The sequence below is a fragment of the Caulobacter sp. 17J80-11 genome (genome assembly GCF_014349105.1).
Lineage (GTDB): Bacteria > Pseudomonadota > Alphaproteobacteria > Caulobacterales > Caulobacteraceae > 17J80-11.
Map to the genome: position 1 here is coordinate 99,106 of NZ_JACSJI010000001.1, position 16,608 is coordinate 115,713.

16 protein-coding genes are annotated in these 16,608 nt (G+C 70.6%); 10 read left to right on the forward strand and 6 right to left on the reverse strand.

The window, feature by feature from the left end:
- Positions 1-65: 65 nt before the first annotated feature.
- On the reverse strand, positions 66-2,195 hold the full coding sequence (locus H8B08_RS00500) for a M13 family metallopeptidase (protein ID WP_187448273.1): 2,130 nt from the start codon (positions 2,193-2,195) through the stop codon (positions 66-68).
- Positions 2,196-2,378: 183 nt separating this feature from the next.
- On the opposite strand from H8B08_RS00500, the gene H8B08_RS00505 reads away from it, so the two are divergent.
- Positions 2,379-4,181, forward strand: coding sequence for a cation:proton antiporter (locus tag H8B08_RS00505; protein ID WP_187448274.1), 1,803 nt, complete (start codon positions 2,379-2,381; stop codon positions 4,179-4,181).
- Here the strand turns inward: H8B08_RS00505 and H8B08_RS00510 are convergent.
- Complete coding sequence (locus H8B08_RS00510) at positions 4,171-5,037, reverse strand: MBL fold metallo-hydrolase (RefSeq protein ID WP_187448275.1); 867 nt, start codon at positions 5,035-5,037, stop codon at positions 4,171-4,173. The genes H8B08_RS00505 and H8B08_RS00510 overlap by 11 nt on opposite strands.
- Before the next feature lie 63 nt (positions 5,038-5,100).
- Between H8B08_RS00510 and H8B08_RS00515 the strand changes: the two genes are divergently transcribed.
- From H8B08_RS00515 to H8B08_RS00525, 3 genes are read left to right on the forward strand one after another with little or no spacing between them, the layout of a single operon-like run.
- Positions 5,101-5,427 (forward strand): ArsR/SmtB family transcription factor, encoded by a 327-nt coding sequence (locus tag H8B08_RS00515; protein WP_370545364.1) that lies wholly within the window; start codon positions 5,101-5,103, stop codon positions 5,425-5,427.
- Positions 5,428-5,429: 2 nt separating this feature from the next.
- Positions 5,430-5,960 (forward strand): rhodanese family protein, encoded by a 531-nt coding sequence (locus H8B08_RS00520; protein WP_222934242.1) that lies wholly within the window; start codon positions 5,430-5,432, stop codon positions 5,958-5,960.
- A gap of 2 nt (positions 5,961-5,962) precedes the next feature.
- A complete protein-coding gene (locus H8B08_RS00525) occupies positions 5,963-6,745 on the forward strand; it encodes a sulfite exporter TauE/SafE family protein (protein ID WP_187448278.1) in 783 nt (260 codons plus the stop codon).
- 4 nt (positions 6,746-6,749) lie between these two features.
- Here H8B08_RS00525 and H8B08_RS00530 read toward each other — a convergent pair whose 3' ends face one another.
- Entirely contained in the window at positions 6,750-7,313 is a 564-nt protein-coding gene (locus H8B08_RS00530) for a PH domain-containing protein (RefSeq protein WP_187448279.1), read from the reverse strand.
- A 123-nt stretch (positions 7,314-7,436) separates the two neighbouring features.
- Entirely contained in the window at positions 7,437-7,619 is a 183-nt protein-coding gene (locus tag H8B08_RS00535) for a hypothetical protein (protein ID WP_187448280.1), read from the reverse strand.
- Between the two features lie 196 nt (positions 7,620-7,815).
- Here H8B08_RS00535 and H8B08_RS00540 point away from each other — a divergent pair, with 196 nt between their 5' ends.
- The 4 genes from H8B08_RS00540 (at position 7,816) to H8B08_RS00555 (ending at position 11,382) form a co-directional block, all read left to right on the forward strand.
- A complete protein-coding gene (locus H8B08_RS00540; RefSeq protein ID WP_187448281.1) occupies positions 7,816-9,561 on the forward strand; it encodes a DUF885 family protein in 1,746 nt (581 codons plus the stop codon).
- A 111-nt stretch (positions 9,562-9,672) separates the two neighbouring features.
- Entirely contained in the window at positions 9,673-9,951 is a 279-nt protein-coding gene (locus H8B08_RS00545; RefSeq protein WP_187448282.1) for a DUF2312 domain-containing protein, read from the forward strand.
- On the forward strand, positions 9,948-10,292 hold the full coding sequence (locus tag H8B08_RS00550; RefSeq protein ID WP_187448283.1) for a hypothetical protein: 345 nt from the start codon (positions 9,948-9,950) through the stop codon (positions 10,290-10,292). The genes H8B08_RS00545 and H8B08_RS00550 overlap by 4 nt, the downstream gene beginning before the upstream one ends.
- Before the next feature lie 49 nt (positions 10,293-10,341).
- On the forward strand, positions 10,342-11,382 hold the full coding sequence (locus H8B08_RS00555) for a hypothetical protein (RefSeq protein ID WP_187448284.1): 1,041 nt from the start codon (positions 10,342-10,344) through the stop codon (positions 11,380-11,382).
- Here the strand turns inward: H8B08_RS00555 and H8B08_RS00560 are convergent.
- Entirely contained in the window at positions 11,379-12,839 is a 1,461-nt protein-coding gene (locus H8B08_RS00560) for a sigma-54 dependent transcriptional regulator (RefSeq protein WP_187448285.1), read from the reverse strand. The genes H8B08_RS00555 and H8B08_RS00560 overlap by 4 nt on opposite strands.
- Positions 12,840-12,962: 123 nt before the next feature.
- Positions 12,963-13,376, reverse strand: a complete 414-nt coding sequence (locus H8B08_RS00565) for an META domain-containing protein (RefSeq protein ID WP_187448286.1) — start codon at positions 13,374-13,376, stop codon at positions 12,963-12,965.
- 82 nt (positions 13,377-13,458) lie between these two features.
- On the opposite strand from H8B08_RS00565, the gene H8B08_RS00570 reads away from it, so the two are divergent.
- Positions 13,459-15,252, forward strand: a complete 1,794-nt coding sequence (locus H8B08_RS00570; protein ID WP_187448287.1) for a M3 family oligoendopeptidase — start codon at positions 13,459-13,461, stop codon at positions 15,250-15,252.
- Between the two features lie 3 nt (positions 15,253-15,255).
- Entirely contained in the window at positions 15,256-16,605 is a 1,350-nt protein-coding gene (locus tag H8B08_RS00575; protein WP_187448288.1) for an AarF/ABC1/UbiB kinase family protein, read from the forward strand.
- Positions 16,606-16,608: the final 3 nt, after the last annotated feature.

Genomic DNA, 16,608 nt, shown 5'->3' on the forward strand with positions numbered 1-16,608 from the left:
ACGAAAAAGGGCCGGAGCGTTCCCGCTCCGGCCCGTATCGTTTCGTCAGGCCTGTGCCCGCCGGATCACCAGATCCGGACGCGCTCTTCCGGCTTCACGTAGTACTTGTCGCCTTCCTGGACGCCGAAGGCCTGGTACCAGGCGTCGACGTTGCGCATCGGGCCGATCACGCGGAACTCGGCCGGCGAGTGCGGGTCGGAGACGACCTGCTGCTTCAGCGCGTCGTCGCGCGACTTCGAGCGCCACACCTGGGCCCAGCCGAGGAACACGCGCTGGTCGCCGGTGATGCCGTCCAGCACCGGGGCTTCCGCGCCGTTCAGCGACACGTGGTAGGCGTCGAGCGCCAGCGTGATGCCGGCCAGGTCGCCGATGTTCTCGCCCATGGTCAGGCCGCCCTGGACGTGAGCGCCCGGGAGCGGCTCGTAGGTGTCGTATTGGGCGCCGAAGCGGTCGGTCTGGGCCTTGAACTTGGCCGCGTCCTCGGCCGTCCACCAGTCGCGCAGCACGCCGTGGCCGTCGGACTTGCGGCCCTGGTCGTCGAAGCCGTGCCCGATCTCGTGGCCGATCACGCCGCCGATGCCGCCGTAGTTCACGGCCATGTCCGCGTTCGGGTCGAAGAACGGCGGCTGCAGGATGGCGGCCGGGAACACGATCTCGTTGCGGGTGGACGAGTAATAGGCGTTCACCGTCTGCGGGGTCATGCCCCACTCTTCCTTGTCGACCGGCTTGCCCAGCTTGGCCACGTCCTCGGCCCACTCGAAGGCGCTGGAGCGGAGCACGTTGCCGTAGAGGTCGGACGCGTCGACGCTCAGGCCGGCATAGTCGCGCCACTTGGACGGATAGCCGATCTTCACGCCGAACTTGGAGAGCTTGTCGAGCGCCTGGGCCTTGGTCTCCGGGCTCATCCAGTCGAGCTTGGTTTCGATGCGGGTCTTCAGCGCCGACTTCAGGTCGGCGACCAGCTTCTCCATCTTCGCCTTGGATTCCGGCGGGAAGTACGCGGCGACGTATTCACGGCCGATGGCCTCGCCCATCGCGCCTTCCGCGAACGACACGCCGCGCTTGGCGCGCGAGCGTTGTTCCGGCGCGCCCTGCAGGGTGTGCGAGCGGAACTCCCACTGGGCGTCCGAGAAGCGCTTGGACAGGTACGGCGCGGCCTGGTCGACGGTGTGGAAGGCCTGCCAGGCCTTCAGGGTCTCGATCGGGGTGTCCGCGAAGATCTGGGCGATCTTCGGCAGGGCGGTCTTCTGGCGGACGACCACCTTGTCGACCTTGCCGAGGCCGGCGGCGGCCAGCTGGCTCCGCCACGGGAAGCCCGGGGCGTACTTCTCCAGTTCGGCCACGGTCATCGGGTTGTAGGACTTGTCCCGGTCGCGGCTCTCGATCCGCGACCAGCTGGCCTCGGCGATCTTGGTTTCGAGCGCGACGATGTCCTTGGCGGCCTGGCCGGCGTTCTCCCAGCCCACGTTGCGCAGCATGCGCGCGACATAGGCTTCGTACGCGGTCTTCTTATCGGCGAAGGTGTCCTTCAGGTAGTAGTCGCGGTCCGGCAGGCCCAGGCCCGACTGGACGACATAGAGCGTGTTGCGCTCCGGATCCTTGGCGTCTTCGGAGACCCCGACGCCGAAGAACGAACGGCCGAAGCCGGCGTTGGAGGCGCCCATGGAGCGGGCGACGTCCGCCTTGGTCTTCAGGGCGCGGATCGCGGCCAGGTCCTTGGCCAGCGGAGCTGCGTCCAGCTGCTGGATGCGCGCTTCGTCCATGAAGCTGTTGTAGAGGGCGCCGATCTTGGCCTGGTCCGAGCCGGCCGCGGCGCCGGTGTCCGCGGCGGCCTTCTCGACCAGCACCTTCAGGCGGTTGTCGGAGAGTTCGCGCAGCAGCGGGAACGAGCCGTAGGTCGACCGGTCCGACGGGATGACCAGCGCGTCCAGCGCCTTGCCGTTGGCGTAGCGGAAGAAGCTGTCGCCGGGCTTCACGCTGGTGTCCATGCCGGCGGTGTCGAAGCCCCACGTGCCGTACTTCGGCGCTTCGGTGCTGGTCCAGCCGGAGCCGGCCGGGGCGGCGGCGTCGGCGGCGACGCCAAACAGCGAGACCTTGTCGCAGACCGAGTCGAGGCAGACGCGGTCTTGGGCCTGCGCGGCAGACGCGGCCGCCAGCGCCGCCAGGGCGGCGGCGCAGAGCAGGAACTTCTTCATCGGAATTTCTTCTTCGCCTTGTTCTCGAAAGACTGGCGCGACTGTGGAGCAGGCGGCTCCAACCGCATCTTAAAATTCTGTCATGTTCGAGCGGCGCTCGGCGAACTACGCTCCGTCTGTGAACTTTCCGCCATGACTCCACGCTAGAGTCGCGGGGAACTCAGGCGAGAGGTGGTCGAACGTATGCCGACGGAAGTGGCGCCCCAGGAATACAAGGACGTACTCGTTTTCCTGGCCGCGGCCAGCATCGTCGTGCCGCTGTTTCATCGCTTCAAGTTGAGCCCCGTGCTGGGCTTCCTGCTCGCCGGCGTGCTGCTGGGCCCCGACGGGCTGGGCCGGCTGGCCGGCGACAATCCCTGGATCTCGGCCATCACCATTTCGGACGCCGACGAGATCCGGGTGTTCGCCGAGTTCGGCGTGGTCTTCCTGCTGTTCATGATCGGGCTGGAGCTCTCGTGGGAGCGCCTGCGGGCCATGCGCCGGCTGGTGTTCGGGTTCGGCATGGCCCAGGTCGTGGTGTGCGGCGGCTTGCTGGGCCTGTGCGCCTGGGGGCTGGGCCAGCCGCCAGCCGGCGCGGTGGCGCTGGGCCTGGCCCTGGCCTTGTCCTCCACCGCGCTGGTCATGCCGGTGCTGGCCGAGCGCAAGCGGCTGCACACCGGGGTCGGCCGCGCGGCCTTCTCGGTGCTGCTGGCCCAGGACCTGGCGGTCGCGCCGATCCTGGTCACTCTGACGGTGCTGGGCGGCATGGAGGCCGGCAACGGCGCCTCCTGGCTGACCGGCCTGCTGACCCTGGCCCCCGCCGCGCTCGCGCTGGCGGTCATCGTCGCGGTCGGCCGGCTGGTGCTGCGGCCCCTGTTCCAGCTGGTGGCCGGATCGAAGAGCCAGGAACTGTTCGTGGCCGCCTGCCTGCTGGTGGTGATCGGCGCCGGCGTCGCGGCCTCCGTCAGCGGCCTGTCCATGGCGATCGGCGCCTTCGTCGCCGGCCTGCTGCTGGCCGAGACCGAGTTCCGCCGCGAGGTCGAGGTCAATATCGAGCCGTTCAAGGGGCTGCTGCTCGGCATGTTCTTCGTCTCGGTCGGCATCCGGCTGGACCTGGACGTGGTGCTGGCCGAGCCGGTGGTGATCCTCAGCGTGGCGGTCGGCCTGACCGCCCTGAAGATCGTCTCCATCTTCGGCGTGGCGCGCGCGTTCCGCCTGCCCCCGCGCATCGCGCTGGAGACGGCGATGGTGCTGGGCCCGGCCGGCGAGTTCGCCTTCGTCATCCTGAACAGCGCGCTGGACCATCACCTGGTCGACCCGGGCTTCGAGCGCGCCGTGTTGATCGGCGCCACCCTCAGCTTCTTCGCCGTGCCCGCCCTCGCCTGGGCGGCCGAGCGCCTGGCCGTGCGGACCCCTGCGCCGCAGGACCAGATCGACGAAGCGGCGGAAGACCTCGAGCACGGCGAAGGACGGGTGCTGATCGTCGGCTACGGGCGGGTCGGGCGGCTGGTGGGTGAAATGCTCAGCCGGCACGACGTGGAGTTCTCCGCTGTCGACCTGAACGCCAAGCTGGTGGACGAGGCGCGCAAGGCCGGCGAGCGCGTCTATTTCGGAGACGCCGGCCGGGCCGAATTCCTGGCCCGCTGCGGCATCGACAAGGTCGCCGCCGTGGTGGTGACCATGGACGCGCCGCGCAAGGTGGAAGAGGTGGTGCAGACCGTCCGCGCCGCCCGCCACGACGTCACCCTGATCGCCCGCGCCCGCGACGCGCGCCACGCCGCGCGACTGTACCAGCTGGGCGCGACCGACGCGGTGCCGGAGACGGTGGAGTCCAGCCTGCAGCTGGCCGAGAACACCCTGGTCGACCTGGGCAAGCCGATGGGCCTGGTGATCGCCTCGATCCACGAGAAGCGCGACGAGTTCCGCAAGCTGTTCCAGGAGAGCGCGCCGGACAAGCGCGAGACCCGGGCGGTGCGGGCGCGCGAGCCGCGCCGCTCTACAGGCTGATCTTCAGCGGCGTCTTCAGGTAGGTGCGCCCGTCGGCCTCGGCCGGGGGCAGGGCGCCGGCGCGGATGTTCACCTGCAGCGACGGCATCAGCAGCGCCGGCGGATCCAGCGTGGCGTCGCGCTCGGTGCGCATCTGCACGAAAGCGTCTTCCGGCGCGTCGCCGCCCACGTGCTTGTTGCCCGACTTCTCGGCGGCGACCGTCGTCTCCCAGGCTGGGGCCTCGCGCCCCGCGCCCGACGGATAATCGTGCCCGACGAAGACCCGCGTCTGCGGCGGCAGGTCGAGAATGCGCCGGATCGAGCGGTAGAGCGTGCGCGCGTCGCCGCCGGGGAAGTCGCACCGGGCGGTGCCGTAGTCGGGCATGAACAGCGTGTCGCCCACGAAGGCGGCGTCGCCTGTCACGTAGGTCACGCAGGCCGGCGTGTGGCCGGGCGTGTGCATCACCTTCACGTCCAGCTCGCCCAGCCGGAAGGTCTCGCCGTCCGCGAAGCGGTCGTCGAAGGCCGAGCCGTCGCCGGCCACGTCGCCGGCCCCGAACACCGGCGCGAAGGTCTTCTGCACCTCGGTGATGCGTCCGCCGACCCCCAGCCGTGCGCCGGTCGCGCGCTTCAGCACCTGGGCGCCGGACAGGTGGTCGGCGTGGGCGTGGGTCTCCAGCACCCGCTCGATCCTCAGGCCCTGGGCGTCGGCGGCCTGCAGCACCGCGTCGACCGACTCGCGCCAGACCTTGCCGGTCTTGGCGTCGAAATCGAGCACCGGGTCGATCACCGCCGCGGCCTTGGTCGCCGGGTCGGACACCAGGTAGGTCACCGTCGAGGTGCGCTTGTCGAAGAAACCTTGGACGTCAGGGGACATGGCGGGGGCTCCTATGCGCACGCCCTACATATTAGCTATTGCTAAATTAGCAATCTCTTATATATGCGGCTCATGCTCGATCACGCTTCCTTAGACCGCGCCCGCTTCGAGGCCAGCGCCGGAGCCGCCGCCAAGCTGCTCCGCGCGCTGTCGAACGAGCGGCGGCTGATGATCCTGTGCCTGCTCGGCGACGGTGAACTGTCCGTCGGCGCGCTGCAACAGCGACTCGACGTGTCCCAATCCGCCCTGTCGCAGCACCTGGCGGTGCTGCGGGAGGAAGGGCTGGTGGACGTCCGCCGCCAGGGCCAGTCCATCTTCTACCGGATCGCCGACCCGGCGGCCCTGCGGGTGATCGGGACCCTCGCCGAAATCTTCTGTCCCACGGAGTGAGTATGTCGTCCCTGAAGCCGCTCGATCCCGCCGCCGTCGCCCGCAAGCTGAAGGCCGGGACGATCACCCTGGTGGACGTGCGCGAAGCCGACGAGCGGGCGCGCGAGCGCATCGCCGGCGCCGTCTCCGCCCCGCTGTCCGCCTTCGAAACGGCCGCCGCCGCGTTGGACGGCGGACGGGAGGTGGTCTTCCACTGCCGATCCGGAGGCCGCACCACCGCCCACTGCGATCGCCTCGCCGCGGCCGTCGCCGGCCAGGCCTTCGTGCTGGAGGGCGGCATCGAGGCCTGGAAGAAGGCGGGCCTGCCCGTCGCCGCCGACCGCAAGGCGCCGCTCGAGATCATGCGTCAGGTGCAGATCGCGGCGGGGACCCTGGTGCTGACCGGGGTGGTCCTGGGCTTCCTCGTGCATCCCGGCTTCTTCGGCCTGTCGGCCTTCGTCGGCGCCGGACTGACCTTCGCCGGATTGAGCGGCTGGTGCGGCATGGCCAACCTGCTCAAGCTCGCGCCCTGGAACCGGGCGGCGGGGGCCTGAGCATGGACCTCACAGTGTGGTCCGCCAGCGCGACCGTCGTCTCGGGCGCGCTGGTCGGGCTGCTGCTGGCCGTGTTCGGCGGCGGCGGCTCGGTCCTCGCCACGCCCCTGTTGCTCTACTTTGTCGGCGTGACGAACCCGCACGTGGCGATCGGAACCTCCAGCGCGGCGGTGGCGGTCAACGCCTTGGTCAACCTCGTCGGCCACTGGCGCGGCGGGCGGGTGAAGTGGCCCTGCGCCGCCGTGTTCGGCGTCTCGGGCCTGCTCGGCGCGCTGGCCGGGTCCAGCCTGGCCAAGCAGGTCGGCGGCCAGCTGTTGCTGTTGTTCTTCGCCGTCGCCATGGCGGCCGTCGCGGTCTCCATGCTGCGCAAGCGCGGCGACAGCGGCGACCCGGCCGTGCGCATCACGCCCGGGCTGGCCGCGCGTCTGGCCCCGACCGGGCTCGTCGTGGGCTTCGCGGCCGGCTTCTTCGGCATCGGCGGCGGCTTTCTGATCGTCCCGGGCCTCATGGCCGCGGCCGGCATGACGCTGGCCAACGCCGCGGCGTCCAGCCTGGTCTCGGTCTCGCTGTTCGGGATGTCGACGGCGGCCAACTACGCGGCCTCCAGACTGGTGCTGTGGCCGGTGGTCGGCTGGTTCCTGGTCGGCGGCGTGGCCGGTGGCGCGGCGGGCCTGAAGGCGGCCGACGCGCTGGGCGCGCGGGCCGCGCTGGGGCGGACCCTGTTCGCAGGGCTGATCCTGATCGTGGCCGGCTACGTCGCCTGGCGCGCGCTGTCCGGGATGTGACGGCTCAGGCGTGGTGATCCATTTCCAGCGCGTCCTTCGCCTCCAGCATGGCCAGCTTGAACTGCAGGGGGTCGGTGATGGTGCGCAGCTTGTTGATGGCGACGTCCGACGCGGTCAGGATCTCGATGTCGCCGTAGCCGAAGATGCGGCCCCACAGCGACTGGCGCGACTTCACGTCGTTCAACTTCTCCAGCAGGGTGTCGATCACGTCCTTGGAGAGCACGCCCTTCAGCTGCAGCACGCGGCGGTCGGTCATGACGTACATGTGGTTGCGCCAGCTCAGCCACTCCCACAGCCACAGCACGGCGGGCAGCAGGGCCGCCACGAGGGCGGCCAGGAAGGCGGGGCTGCGTGGGCTCTGGACCAGCAGGACCGCGGCCAGGATCAGGGCGGCGAAGGTCAGTCCGACCCACAGCGCGGTCTTGGAGACCCCCACCAGCCAGTGGCGGCGCACGATCATCAGAACGCGTTCGTCCTTGCCCAGGACCTTGGCGAGATAGCCGGTCGCGGTCACGGCCGGGGCCGCGCTCACGCCGGCGGTCGCGGCCTCGGTGTTCGTTTCCGCCATGGCGTCACCTTCCGAACGTCGTTCGGCCGGGACGTTAACCTTTGCGGACTGGAGCGGAAAGAGCCTCCGGCGCCGGGGGGCTGATCCGACGCCGGAGCAAGGTTCCTTGAAATCGGAACCCGGTCAGACGCCGAAGGTCTGGCCGAAATAAGCAGCGGCGAAGGCCGCGGCGACGACGAGACCGCCGCCGGCGAGCAGGGTGCTGACCACGCCGCCCCACGACGTCCGGCGGGCCTTGAGCACGCGGACGTAGAGCACCGGCTCGGTGTTGAAGGCTTCGCTGCCGACGATGTTGTGCTGGGACATTGGACGCTTCCCCGACTGTAAGCTTGTGTACGCCTTAACTATGAGGCGGCGGGGATGTGGCGACTTCGTGGCGCCGACGGGGGCGGAGCGCCGCGGCAGGGCGTCGCAGCCAGGGCGTGGAGCTTTCCGAAACTTCATTTGCGCCTTGGGTTCGCGCGGATAACCTCGGTCGTTCGAACCCGGGGAGGGGCGCCTGATGAAGACCGTATTCCTGACCGTTTTGGCCGCGACCGCCGCCTTGTCCGCGCCGCTGGCCGCCAGCGCCGCCGAACCGGCCAAGGGCGCCGCCGCCGAGGTCGAGGCGCTGGCCGACGCCTGGGTGAAGCTGCAGCTGCAGACCGACCCGACCGTCTCCTACTTCTCCGGCCTGCCGGTCCAGAGCCACGCCCGCTTCGTCGACCGCTCGCCGGCCGGGCTCGCCGCCTACGAGAAGAGCGAGGACGAGCTGCTGGCCAAGCTGACGCGGATCGACGCCCGCGCCCTGGCCGGGTCCCCGTCGCTCGTCACCTACGCCGGCCTGAAGGAACAGCTGGAGGCGGGCCGCGACATGCGCGTCTGCCACACCGAGTGGTGGGACGTGAACCACATGTTCGGCTGGCACACGGGCATGGCGCGCATCGCCGCCCTGCAGCCGCTGGGCACGGACGAGCTGCGCGCCCAGGCCCTGCAGCGTTGGGGCTCGCTCCCGGCCTTCGCCGACACGGAGATCGCCAACCTGAAGACCGGCCTGACCCACGGCTATTCGGCGCCGAAGTCGGTGGTCGACCGGGTGGTCAAGCAGGTCGACGGCATGATCGCCGCCGATCCGGAGAAGTCGCCGTTCTGGGTGCTGGCCACCCACGACGCCGACCCGGCCTTCCAGGCCGCCATGCGCCAGGTCATCACCGACAGGATCAACCCGGCCCTGAAGCGCTACAGCGACTACCTGTCCAAGGAATACCGGCCGCAGGCGCGCGAGAGCCTGGGCCTGTCGGCCCTGCCGGACGGCGTGCCCTGCTACCGGGCCTTCCTGCGCACCTACACCACCCTCGACCGCGACCCGAAGGCGGTCTTCGAGCTGGGCCAGAAGACCGTCGCCGCCAACCTGGCGACCGTGAAGGCCATGGGGCGTAAACTCTACGGCTCGGACGACTTGGCGACCATCGTGGCCAGGACGCGCGAGGCCCCGGACAACCACTTCGCCTCGGAAGAGGAGCTGATCGCCTACACCCGCGCGACCGTCGACGCGTCCCGCGCCAAGACCGCCGTCCTGTTCGAGCGCATGCCGCCGCAGGTGATGGAGGTGAAGCCGATGGAGAGCTACCAGCGCGGCACCGGGGTCAGCTCGCACTACGAAGCCTCGCCGGACATGGCCAAGACCGCCACCTACCGCATCCAGTCGGAGAACTGGCAGGGCGAGACCCGCGGCGGCGCGGCCATCACAGCCGTGCACGAGGGCTGGCCCGGCCACCACATGCAGATCGCCACCGCCTATTCGACGCCGTCGAACGACTTCACCCGCATGTCGTTCAACTCGGCCTTCGTCGAGGGCTGGGCGCGCTATGCCGAGGCCCTGTCGGAGGAGGCGGGCGTCTATGACAACCCCTACGCCGCCGTCAGCCGGCGCCTGTGGCCGGCGCGCGGCATGGTGGTGGATCCGGGCGTGCACCTGTACGGCTGGAGCCGCGAACAGGCGGCGCGCTACATGGCCGAGTCCGGCCGCTTCACCTACGAGGAGTCGCTGGACACCATCGACCGCATCGCCGTGCTGCCGGGCCAGCTGACCGCCTACGACTCCGGCGCGCTGGAGATCTTCGCGCTCCGCAAGCAGGCCGAAGCCGCGCTGGGCCCGAAGTTCGACCTGAAGGCCTTCCACCAGGTGGTGCTGAAGGACGGGGTCGTGCCGCTGCCGGCGCTGCGCGCCTCGGTCGAGGCCTGGATCGCCGAACAGCGCAAGAAATAGGGTTATCCACAGGCTGCGGCGACGAGTCCGCAGCCTGCGGCGGCGGCGCGGTTGAGCGGCGTCCGTTCGATGAGTAGCGTCCGCGCGAATTTCTTCCCGGAGTATCTCTCGATGGACGACGTCTTTTCCGCCGCCGCTTCCGATCCCGACGTCCTGACCGCGACCGCGCAGGGCCGTCTGAAGTCCTTCATCGAGCGCATCGAGCGGCTGGAAGAAGACAAGCAGGCCGTCATGAACGACATGAAGGAGGTCTTCGCCGAGGCCAAGGGCGAAGGCTTCGACGTGAAGATCATGCGCAAGGTCATCCGCCTGCGTAAGCAGGACAAGGTCAAGCGGCAGGAAGAAGAGGCGCTGGTCGACCTCTACCTGTCCGCCATCGGGGGCCTTTGAAGCGAAAGCTTCCCGACCGGAAGGCGGCGGCCCGACGGGCCGCCCTCCGCGCTTTGGCCAAGGCCAAGCGCACCGCCGACAAGGCGGGCGTCACCCTCTCCGAGTGGGAGGATGAATTCCTCGGCTCCGTCGCCGAGCGGGTGAAGACCTACGGCCGCGCGTTCGGCGACCCCGAGAAGGGCGACCCGAACGCGCCGCTGTCGGTGATGCAGGCGGTCAAGCTCAAGCAGATCGCCGCCAAGGCGACCGGCGAGACGTCCGGGCCTGACAAGCCGAACCGGAGCCGACGCGGCTTCCGCCCGCGTCCGGCGCGTCAACTCGACCCCGAGTTCGAAGAGTAGCGCTCACCGACGGCGCACTCCCGCGTTCCTCCGGCGACACGGAGGGTTCATGGCGCTTTCAGTCAGCCGGCGGTCGCTGCTCGCGGCCGCGGCCGTTCCTGTCGCCGCCTGGCGTGCGCCCGCGCGCCCGTGGCCGCGCGAGGTGCTGGCCTTCTACTACGGCTGGTGGGGTCCGGCCGCGACGTCCGGCGCGCGCCGGCACTGGGGCGAGGCCCGGCCCGACGGAGCGGGCGTGACCGGCGCCCGACATTCGCCGCAGCGCGGCCTCTACGACAGCCTGAATGCGTCCGACGTCGCCTGGCAGATCGCGCAGGCGCGCGCGGCCGGGATCAGCGGCTTCGTGGCCAGCTGGTGGGGGCGCGGCTGCTACGAAGACGCCAACCTCGAGCTGCTGCTGCGCGCGGCGGCCGGGTCGCCGTTCCGGGTGTGCGCCTACTACGAGACCAGCGGCGACGGCCCTCGCGAAGGCGAGGCGGCCGCGGCGCGGATCACCGCGGACCTGGACTGGCTCGCGCGCCGACACATGACCTCGCCCGCCTGGCTGACGGTCGAGGGCCGTCCGGTGCTGTTCGTGTTCGACCGGGTCTGCGATCAGGTCGAGCCGCTGGTCCTGGCCGCTGCGGTGCGGCGGTTGCGGGCGGCGGGCGGACCGCGCCTGTTCGTGATCGGCCCCGCCACCTACCCGGAGACGCGGGCGGCGCGGGCGCCCTGGTTCGACGCCCTGCACGCCTATTCCATCCTGCCGGACGTCTACGACGTGGGAATGTGGGGGCTGGCCGACGCGGCGGGGCGACGTTACCGGCGCGAAGTCGCCGCGGCCGGCCGCGGCCTGGCCTGCGTGCCCGTGTCGCCGGGCTACGACGACCGCGGGGTGGAAGATCGGCCGGGCCGCCGGCCGGTGCTGAAACGGCGCGACGGCGCCACCTACCGCGCCCTGTGGGACGCGGCGATCCGCGCCGGCCCGGACTGGGTGCTGATCACGTCCTGGAACGAATGGCACGAGGCGACCGAGATCGAGCCCTCCGTCGAGAACGGAGGACGCGAGCTCGCGACCACACGGGAGATGGTCAGGCGGTTCCGAACCGCTTAGCCGACTTCCTTCAGCACGCCTTCGAGGCCCTGCTCGCGCACCTTGCGGTACAGGGTCGAGCGGCCGATGCCGAGGCGGCGCGCCACCTCCGACATGTGGCCGGCGTAGACCTCGATGGCGTGCTGGATGAGGTCGCGCTCGATCTCTTCCAGGGTGCGCAGGTGGCCGTTGTCGCCCAGGATGCGCACGGGCGCGTCCGGCATCGGCGGCAGGATCGAGGCCGGGTGCTCGGACGCGGCGGCTGAGACCGGCGCGTCCTCGTCCACGGCGGCCAGGGGCGCCTTCACGCCGGAGACGGCCGGGAAGTCGTGCGGCTGCAGGAAGGCCCCGTCGGCCAGCACGATGGCGCGGTAGACGGTGTTTTCCAGCTGGCGGACGTTGCCCGGCCAGTCGTAGGCGCACAGCAGGGCGAGGGTTTCGGGGCTGGCGCCGGCGATGCGCTTGCCTTCCTCCACGTTGAAGCGGCGCACGAAGTGGTCGACCAGGGCCGGGACGTCCTCGCGGCGTTCACGCAAGGCCGGGGCCTCGATCGGGAAGACGTTGAGCCGGTAGTACAGGTCCTCGCGGAAGCGGCCCTCGGCCACCGCCTGCGACAGGTCGCGGTTGGTGGCGGCGATGATCCGCACATCGACCTTCACGGCGCGCTTGGAGCCGACCGGGTCGATCTCGCGCTCCTGCAGGGCGCGCAGCAGCTTGACCTGCATTTCGAGCGGCAGTTCGCCGACCTCGTCGAGGAACAGGGCGCCGCCGTGGGCTTCCTGGAACTTGCCGAGGTGCTTGTCGGTCGCGCCGGTGAAGCTGCCCTTCTCGTGGCCGAACAGGATCGATTCCACGAGGTTGGCGGGCAGGGCGCCGCAGTTCACGGCCACGAACGGTTTGCCGGCGCGGTCGGAGGCGCCGTGCACGGCGCGGGCGATCACTTCCTTGCCCACGCCGCTTTCGCCGAGGATCAGCACCGGGATGGCCGAGGACGCGGCCCGCTCGCCCAGCTTCTTAACCAGGCGCATGGGCGCAGACTGGCCGACCAGGTCGTCGAAGCTGGTGCGCCCGCCGACATGCTTCTTCAGCCGGTCGACTTCGGCGACCAGGTCGCCGGTCTGCAGGGCGTTCTGGATCGAGACCAGGATGCGCTCGGGGCTGGCCGGCTTCACGAAGAAATCCTGCGCCCCGGCCTGCATGGCCTTGACCACGGTTTCAATGCCGCCGGTCGCGGTCAGCACCACGATCGGGGTGCGCACGCCCGAGGCGCGCGCTTCCTTCAGCGTGTCCAGGCCCGACATGCCGGGCATGACGAGGTCCAGCAGGACCACGTCGGCGCCGCCGCCGGTCGTCAGGCGATCCAGCGCCTGGCGGCCGTTCTCGGCGTGCACGACCTGGAAGCCCTCGCGGTCGAGCACGGCCTGGATCAGACGGCGCTGCGTCGGGTCGTCGTCGACGACCAGAACGGTTTTAGCCATGGAGACTCCACCCACCACCTGGATGCCTCGCCTCTTCGGGCGTGGCTCGTTTTGCGGTGTTGTACGCGGCGGGGGTGAAGATCGGGTTTAAGCCGCGGCCCCGATTCCCGGATTGGGAAGACGTCAGTCGGTCACAGGTTCGAAGGTCAGCTGACGCCCGTCGCGGGTGGTGACGAGCAGGACCCGGTCGTCGATCAGCCGGTAGCCGTCGGCTTCCTGCAGGGCTGACAGAAAGACGTCCTCCTGGTGGACAAGCGCCGCGTCGCAGGCTGTCCGGGTCGAGCCCAGGCGGGTGATGGCGAGCACGCTGCCCTGCCGGCGCCAGTCGCCGGACCAGCGGTTGCAGCCGCCGAGGCCCGACGCGCGCCCGTCGTCGCCGAAACGCAGGGTGATGCGGGAGCCGGCGAGCACGCCGCGGGCGTTCAGGTCCGCCAACCGCCAGGCCACGCCGGTGAGCGGGTCGCTGGTCGGTCCGGCCCGCACGTCCGAGCACCCCCAGAGGGCGACGGCGACGCACGCGGACAGGACGGGACGCATGACGGCACTCCAGCGGCCTAGACGCGTGCAAGTACCCCTAGGGTGACTGGAGGGTTCCAGAGAGCGTGGTTATGTGTCGGTCATGAACGCTCCCCTGCGCCCCCAAGCCGAACCGCCCGTCTGGGATCTGTCCGACCTTTACGCCGGTCCCGACGATCCCGCCGTCGCCCGCGACCTGGAGGCGGGGCGCGTCCTGGTCGCCGATCTGGCGAAGATGGAGGGCGGCTTCGTCGCCGCGCGGGCCGAGCCGGCCCGCCTGGGCGAGGCGATCGACCGGGCGGTGACGCTCTACGAACAGGTCACCGAGCGGCTGGGTGCGATCGCAGCGTACGCCTCGATGGCCGCTACGGTGGCGCGCGAGGATCCGTCCCTGGCCAAGTTCGAGGCCGACATCCGCGCCAAGGTCTCGGCCATCTCGGCCGACACCCTGTTCCTGACCCTGGAGCTGAACCAGCTGGAGGAGGCCGAACTGGAAGCGGCGCTGGCCGCCGTGCCCGGCGCGGCGCGCTGGCGGCCGTGGCTGCGGCGGGTGCGGCTGAACCGCCCGCACGAGCTGTCGGCCGAGCTTGAGCGCATGCTGGTCGACCGCGCCCCGGCCGTGGCCCAGTGGACCCGCCTGTTCGACGAGACCCTCGCGCGCATGCGCGTGCCGGTCGGGCGCGAGACCCTGACCCTGAACGAGGCTCTGACCCGGCAGTCCGATCCGGATCCGATGAAACGTAGAGCCGCCGCCGACGGCCTGGCCGACGCCCTGGCCCAGGCCACGCCGGTGCTGGCGCTCAGCCTCAACACCGTGGCCGAGGAGAAGCGGGTCGAGGACCGCTGGCGCCGCTTCGCCGACCCGGCCGCCTCGCGCCACCTGGCCAACGAGGTCGACGCCGAGGCGGTGAACGCCATGGCCGAGGCCGTGGCCGAAGCCTATCCGCGCCTGTCGCACCGCTACTACGCGCTGAAGGCCCGGGTGATGGGCAAGAAGACGCTGGACTACTGGGACCGCAACGCGCCGCTGGAGAAGGCCGCGCCGCGCAGCTACGGCTGGGACGAGGCCAAGGGCGTGGTGCTGGACGCCTTCGGCCGGCTGGGCCCCGAGTTCGCCGGTCGCGCCTCGACCTTCTTCGAGCGACCGTGGATCGACGCGCGGCCCCGGGCCGGCAAGACTTCGGGCGCTTACGCCCACCCGGTGACCGCCGACCGCCACCCCTACGTCTTTCTCAACTTCATGGGCGAGCGGCGCGACGTGCTGACCCTGGCTCACGAGCTGGGCCACGCCGTGCACCAGACCCTGGCCCAGCCGCTGGGGACGCTTCTGGCCGACACGCCCCTGACCCTGGCCGAGACCGCCTCGATCTTCGCCGAGGGCCTCGTGTTCGAGAAGCTGCTCGGCGAGGCCACGCCGGCCGAGCAGCGGGCCCTGCTGGCCGGGCGGATCGAGGACGGGCTGAACACGGTCGTGCGCCAGATCGCCTTCCACCGGTTCGAGACCCGCTTCCACGCCGCGCGCCACGAGGGCGAGGTCTCGGCCGAACAGATCGGCAAGCTGTGGCTGGAGGTGATGGGCGAGAGCCTGGGCCCGGCGGTGACGCTGAACCCCGGCTACGAGCACTACTGGGCCTATGTCAGCCACTTCGTGCACGCGCCCTTCTACGTCTACGCCTACGCCTTCGGCGACCTGCTGGTCTCGGCCCTGATGGAGAAGCGCCGCCAGGATCCGGCCGGCTTCGCGCCCCTGTACGAAGGCCTGCTGGCCGGCGGCGGGGCCAAGACCTACGTCGAGGCGCTCGAGCCCTTCGGCCTGGATCCGCGTCAGAAGGCGTTCTGGCAGGCGGGCTGCGCGCGGCTGGAAGGCCTGATCGACCGCTTCGAACAGCTGGTCTGAGCCATGGCCGGCGACGATCCCGAACGCGACCGCCTGACCGGCCGGGTCAGCCGCTTCGCCCGGGTCGGCGCAGGCCTGGGCGTGGCCGGGGCGGGCTATGGCGCCAACCTGCTGTTCGGCGGCGATGCGGCCGGCGAGCGCAACGCGCGCCTGGTGAAGGAGGCGCTGGGGCGGCTGAAGGGGCCGTTGATGAAGGCGGCGCAGATGTTCGCCACCGTGCCCGACCTGCTGCCGCCGGAGTTCGCCAAGGAGCTGCAGGAGCTGCAGACCAACGCCCCGCCCATGGGCTGGAGCTTCGTGCGCCGGCGCATGGCCGCCGAGCTGGGGCCCGACTGGGAGACGAAGTTCGGCGGGTTCGAGCGCGAGGCCGCGGCCGCCGCGTCGCTGGGCCAGGTCCATAAAGCCACCGGCCTGGACGGCCGGGCGCTGGCGGTGAAACTCCAGTACCCGGACATGCAGTCGGCGGTGGAGAGCGACCTCGGCCAGCTGCGCTTCGTGTTCGGTCTGTTCAAGCGCCTGGACGGCACGATCGATCCCAGCGAGATCGCCGAGGAGGTGGCCGACCGTCTGCGCGAGGAGCTCGACTACGGGCGCGAGGCCCGCCACATGGCGCTCTACCGGGCCTTCTTCGACCGCCACGACGACATCGCCGTGCCCGAGCCGGTGTTCAGCCTGTCGACCCGGCGGCTCTTGACCATGGAATGGCTGGAGGGGCGGGGCCTGCTCAGCTTCAAGGCCGCGCCGCAGGCGACCCGCAACCGCATCGCGCGCCTGCTGTTCGAGGCGTGGTGGTCGCCGATGACCCACCTGGGCGTGATCCACGGCGATCCCCACCTGGGCAACTACACCTTCGCCGGCGAGGCCGACCGGCTGAACCTGCTGGATTTCGGCTGTGTACGGATCTTTCCGCCGGCCTTCGTGGGCGGGGTGGTCGACCTCTACCGGGCGCTGATCGCCGGCGATCGCGAAGCCCAGGCGGCGGCCTACGAGGGCTGGGGCTTCAAGGGGCTGACCAACGACCTGATCGACGTGCTGAACGTCTGGGCCCGGTTCATCTATGGGCCGCTGCTGGACGATCGGGTTCGCACGGTGGCTGACGGCGTGTCGCCGGGCGAATACGGCCGGCGCGAGGCCTTCCTGGTCAAACAGGCCCTGAAGGAGAAGGGGCCGGTGACCATTCCGCGGGAGTTCGTGTTCATGGACCGCGCCGCCATCGGCCTGGGCGCGGCCTTCCTGCACCTGGGCGCGGAGCTGAACTGGCGGGCCCTGTTCGAGCGCTCGCTGGAGGGGTTCGAGACCCAGGCCCTGGCGCGCCGCCAGGCGGCGACGCTCCAGGCCGTGGGCCTCGCCTGACCG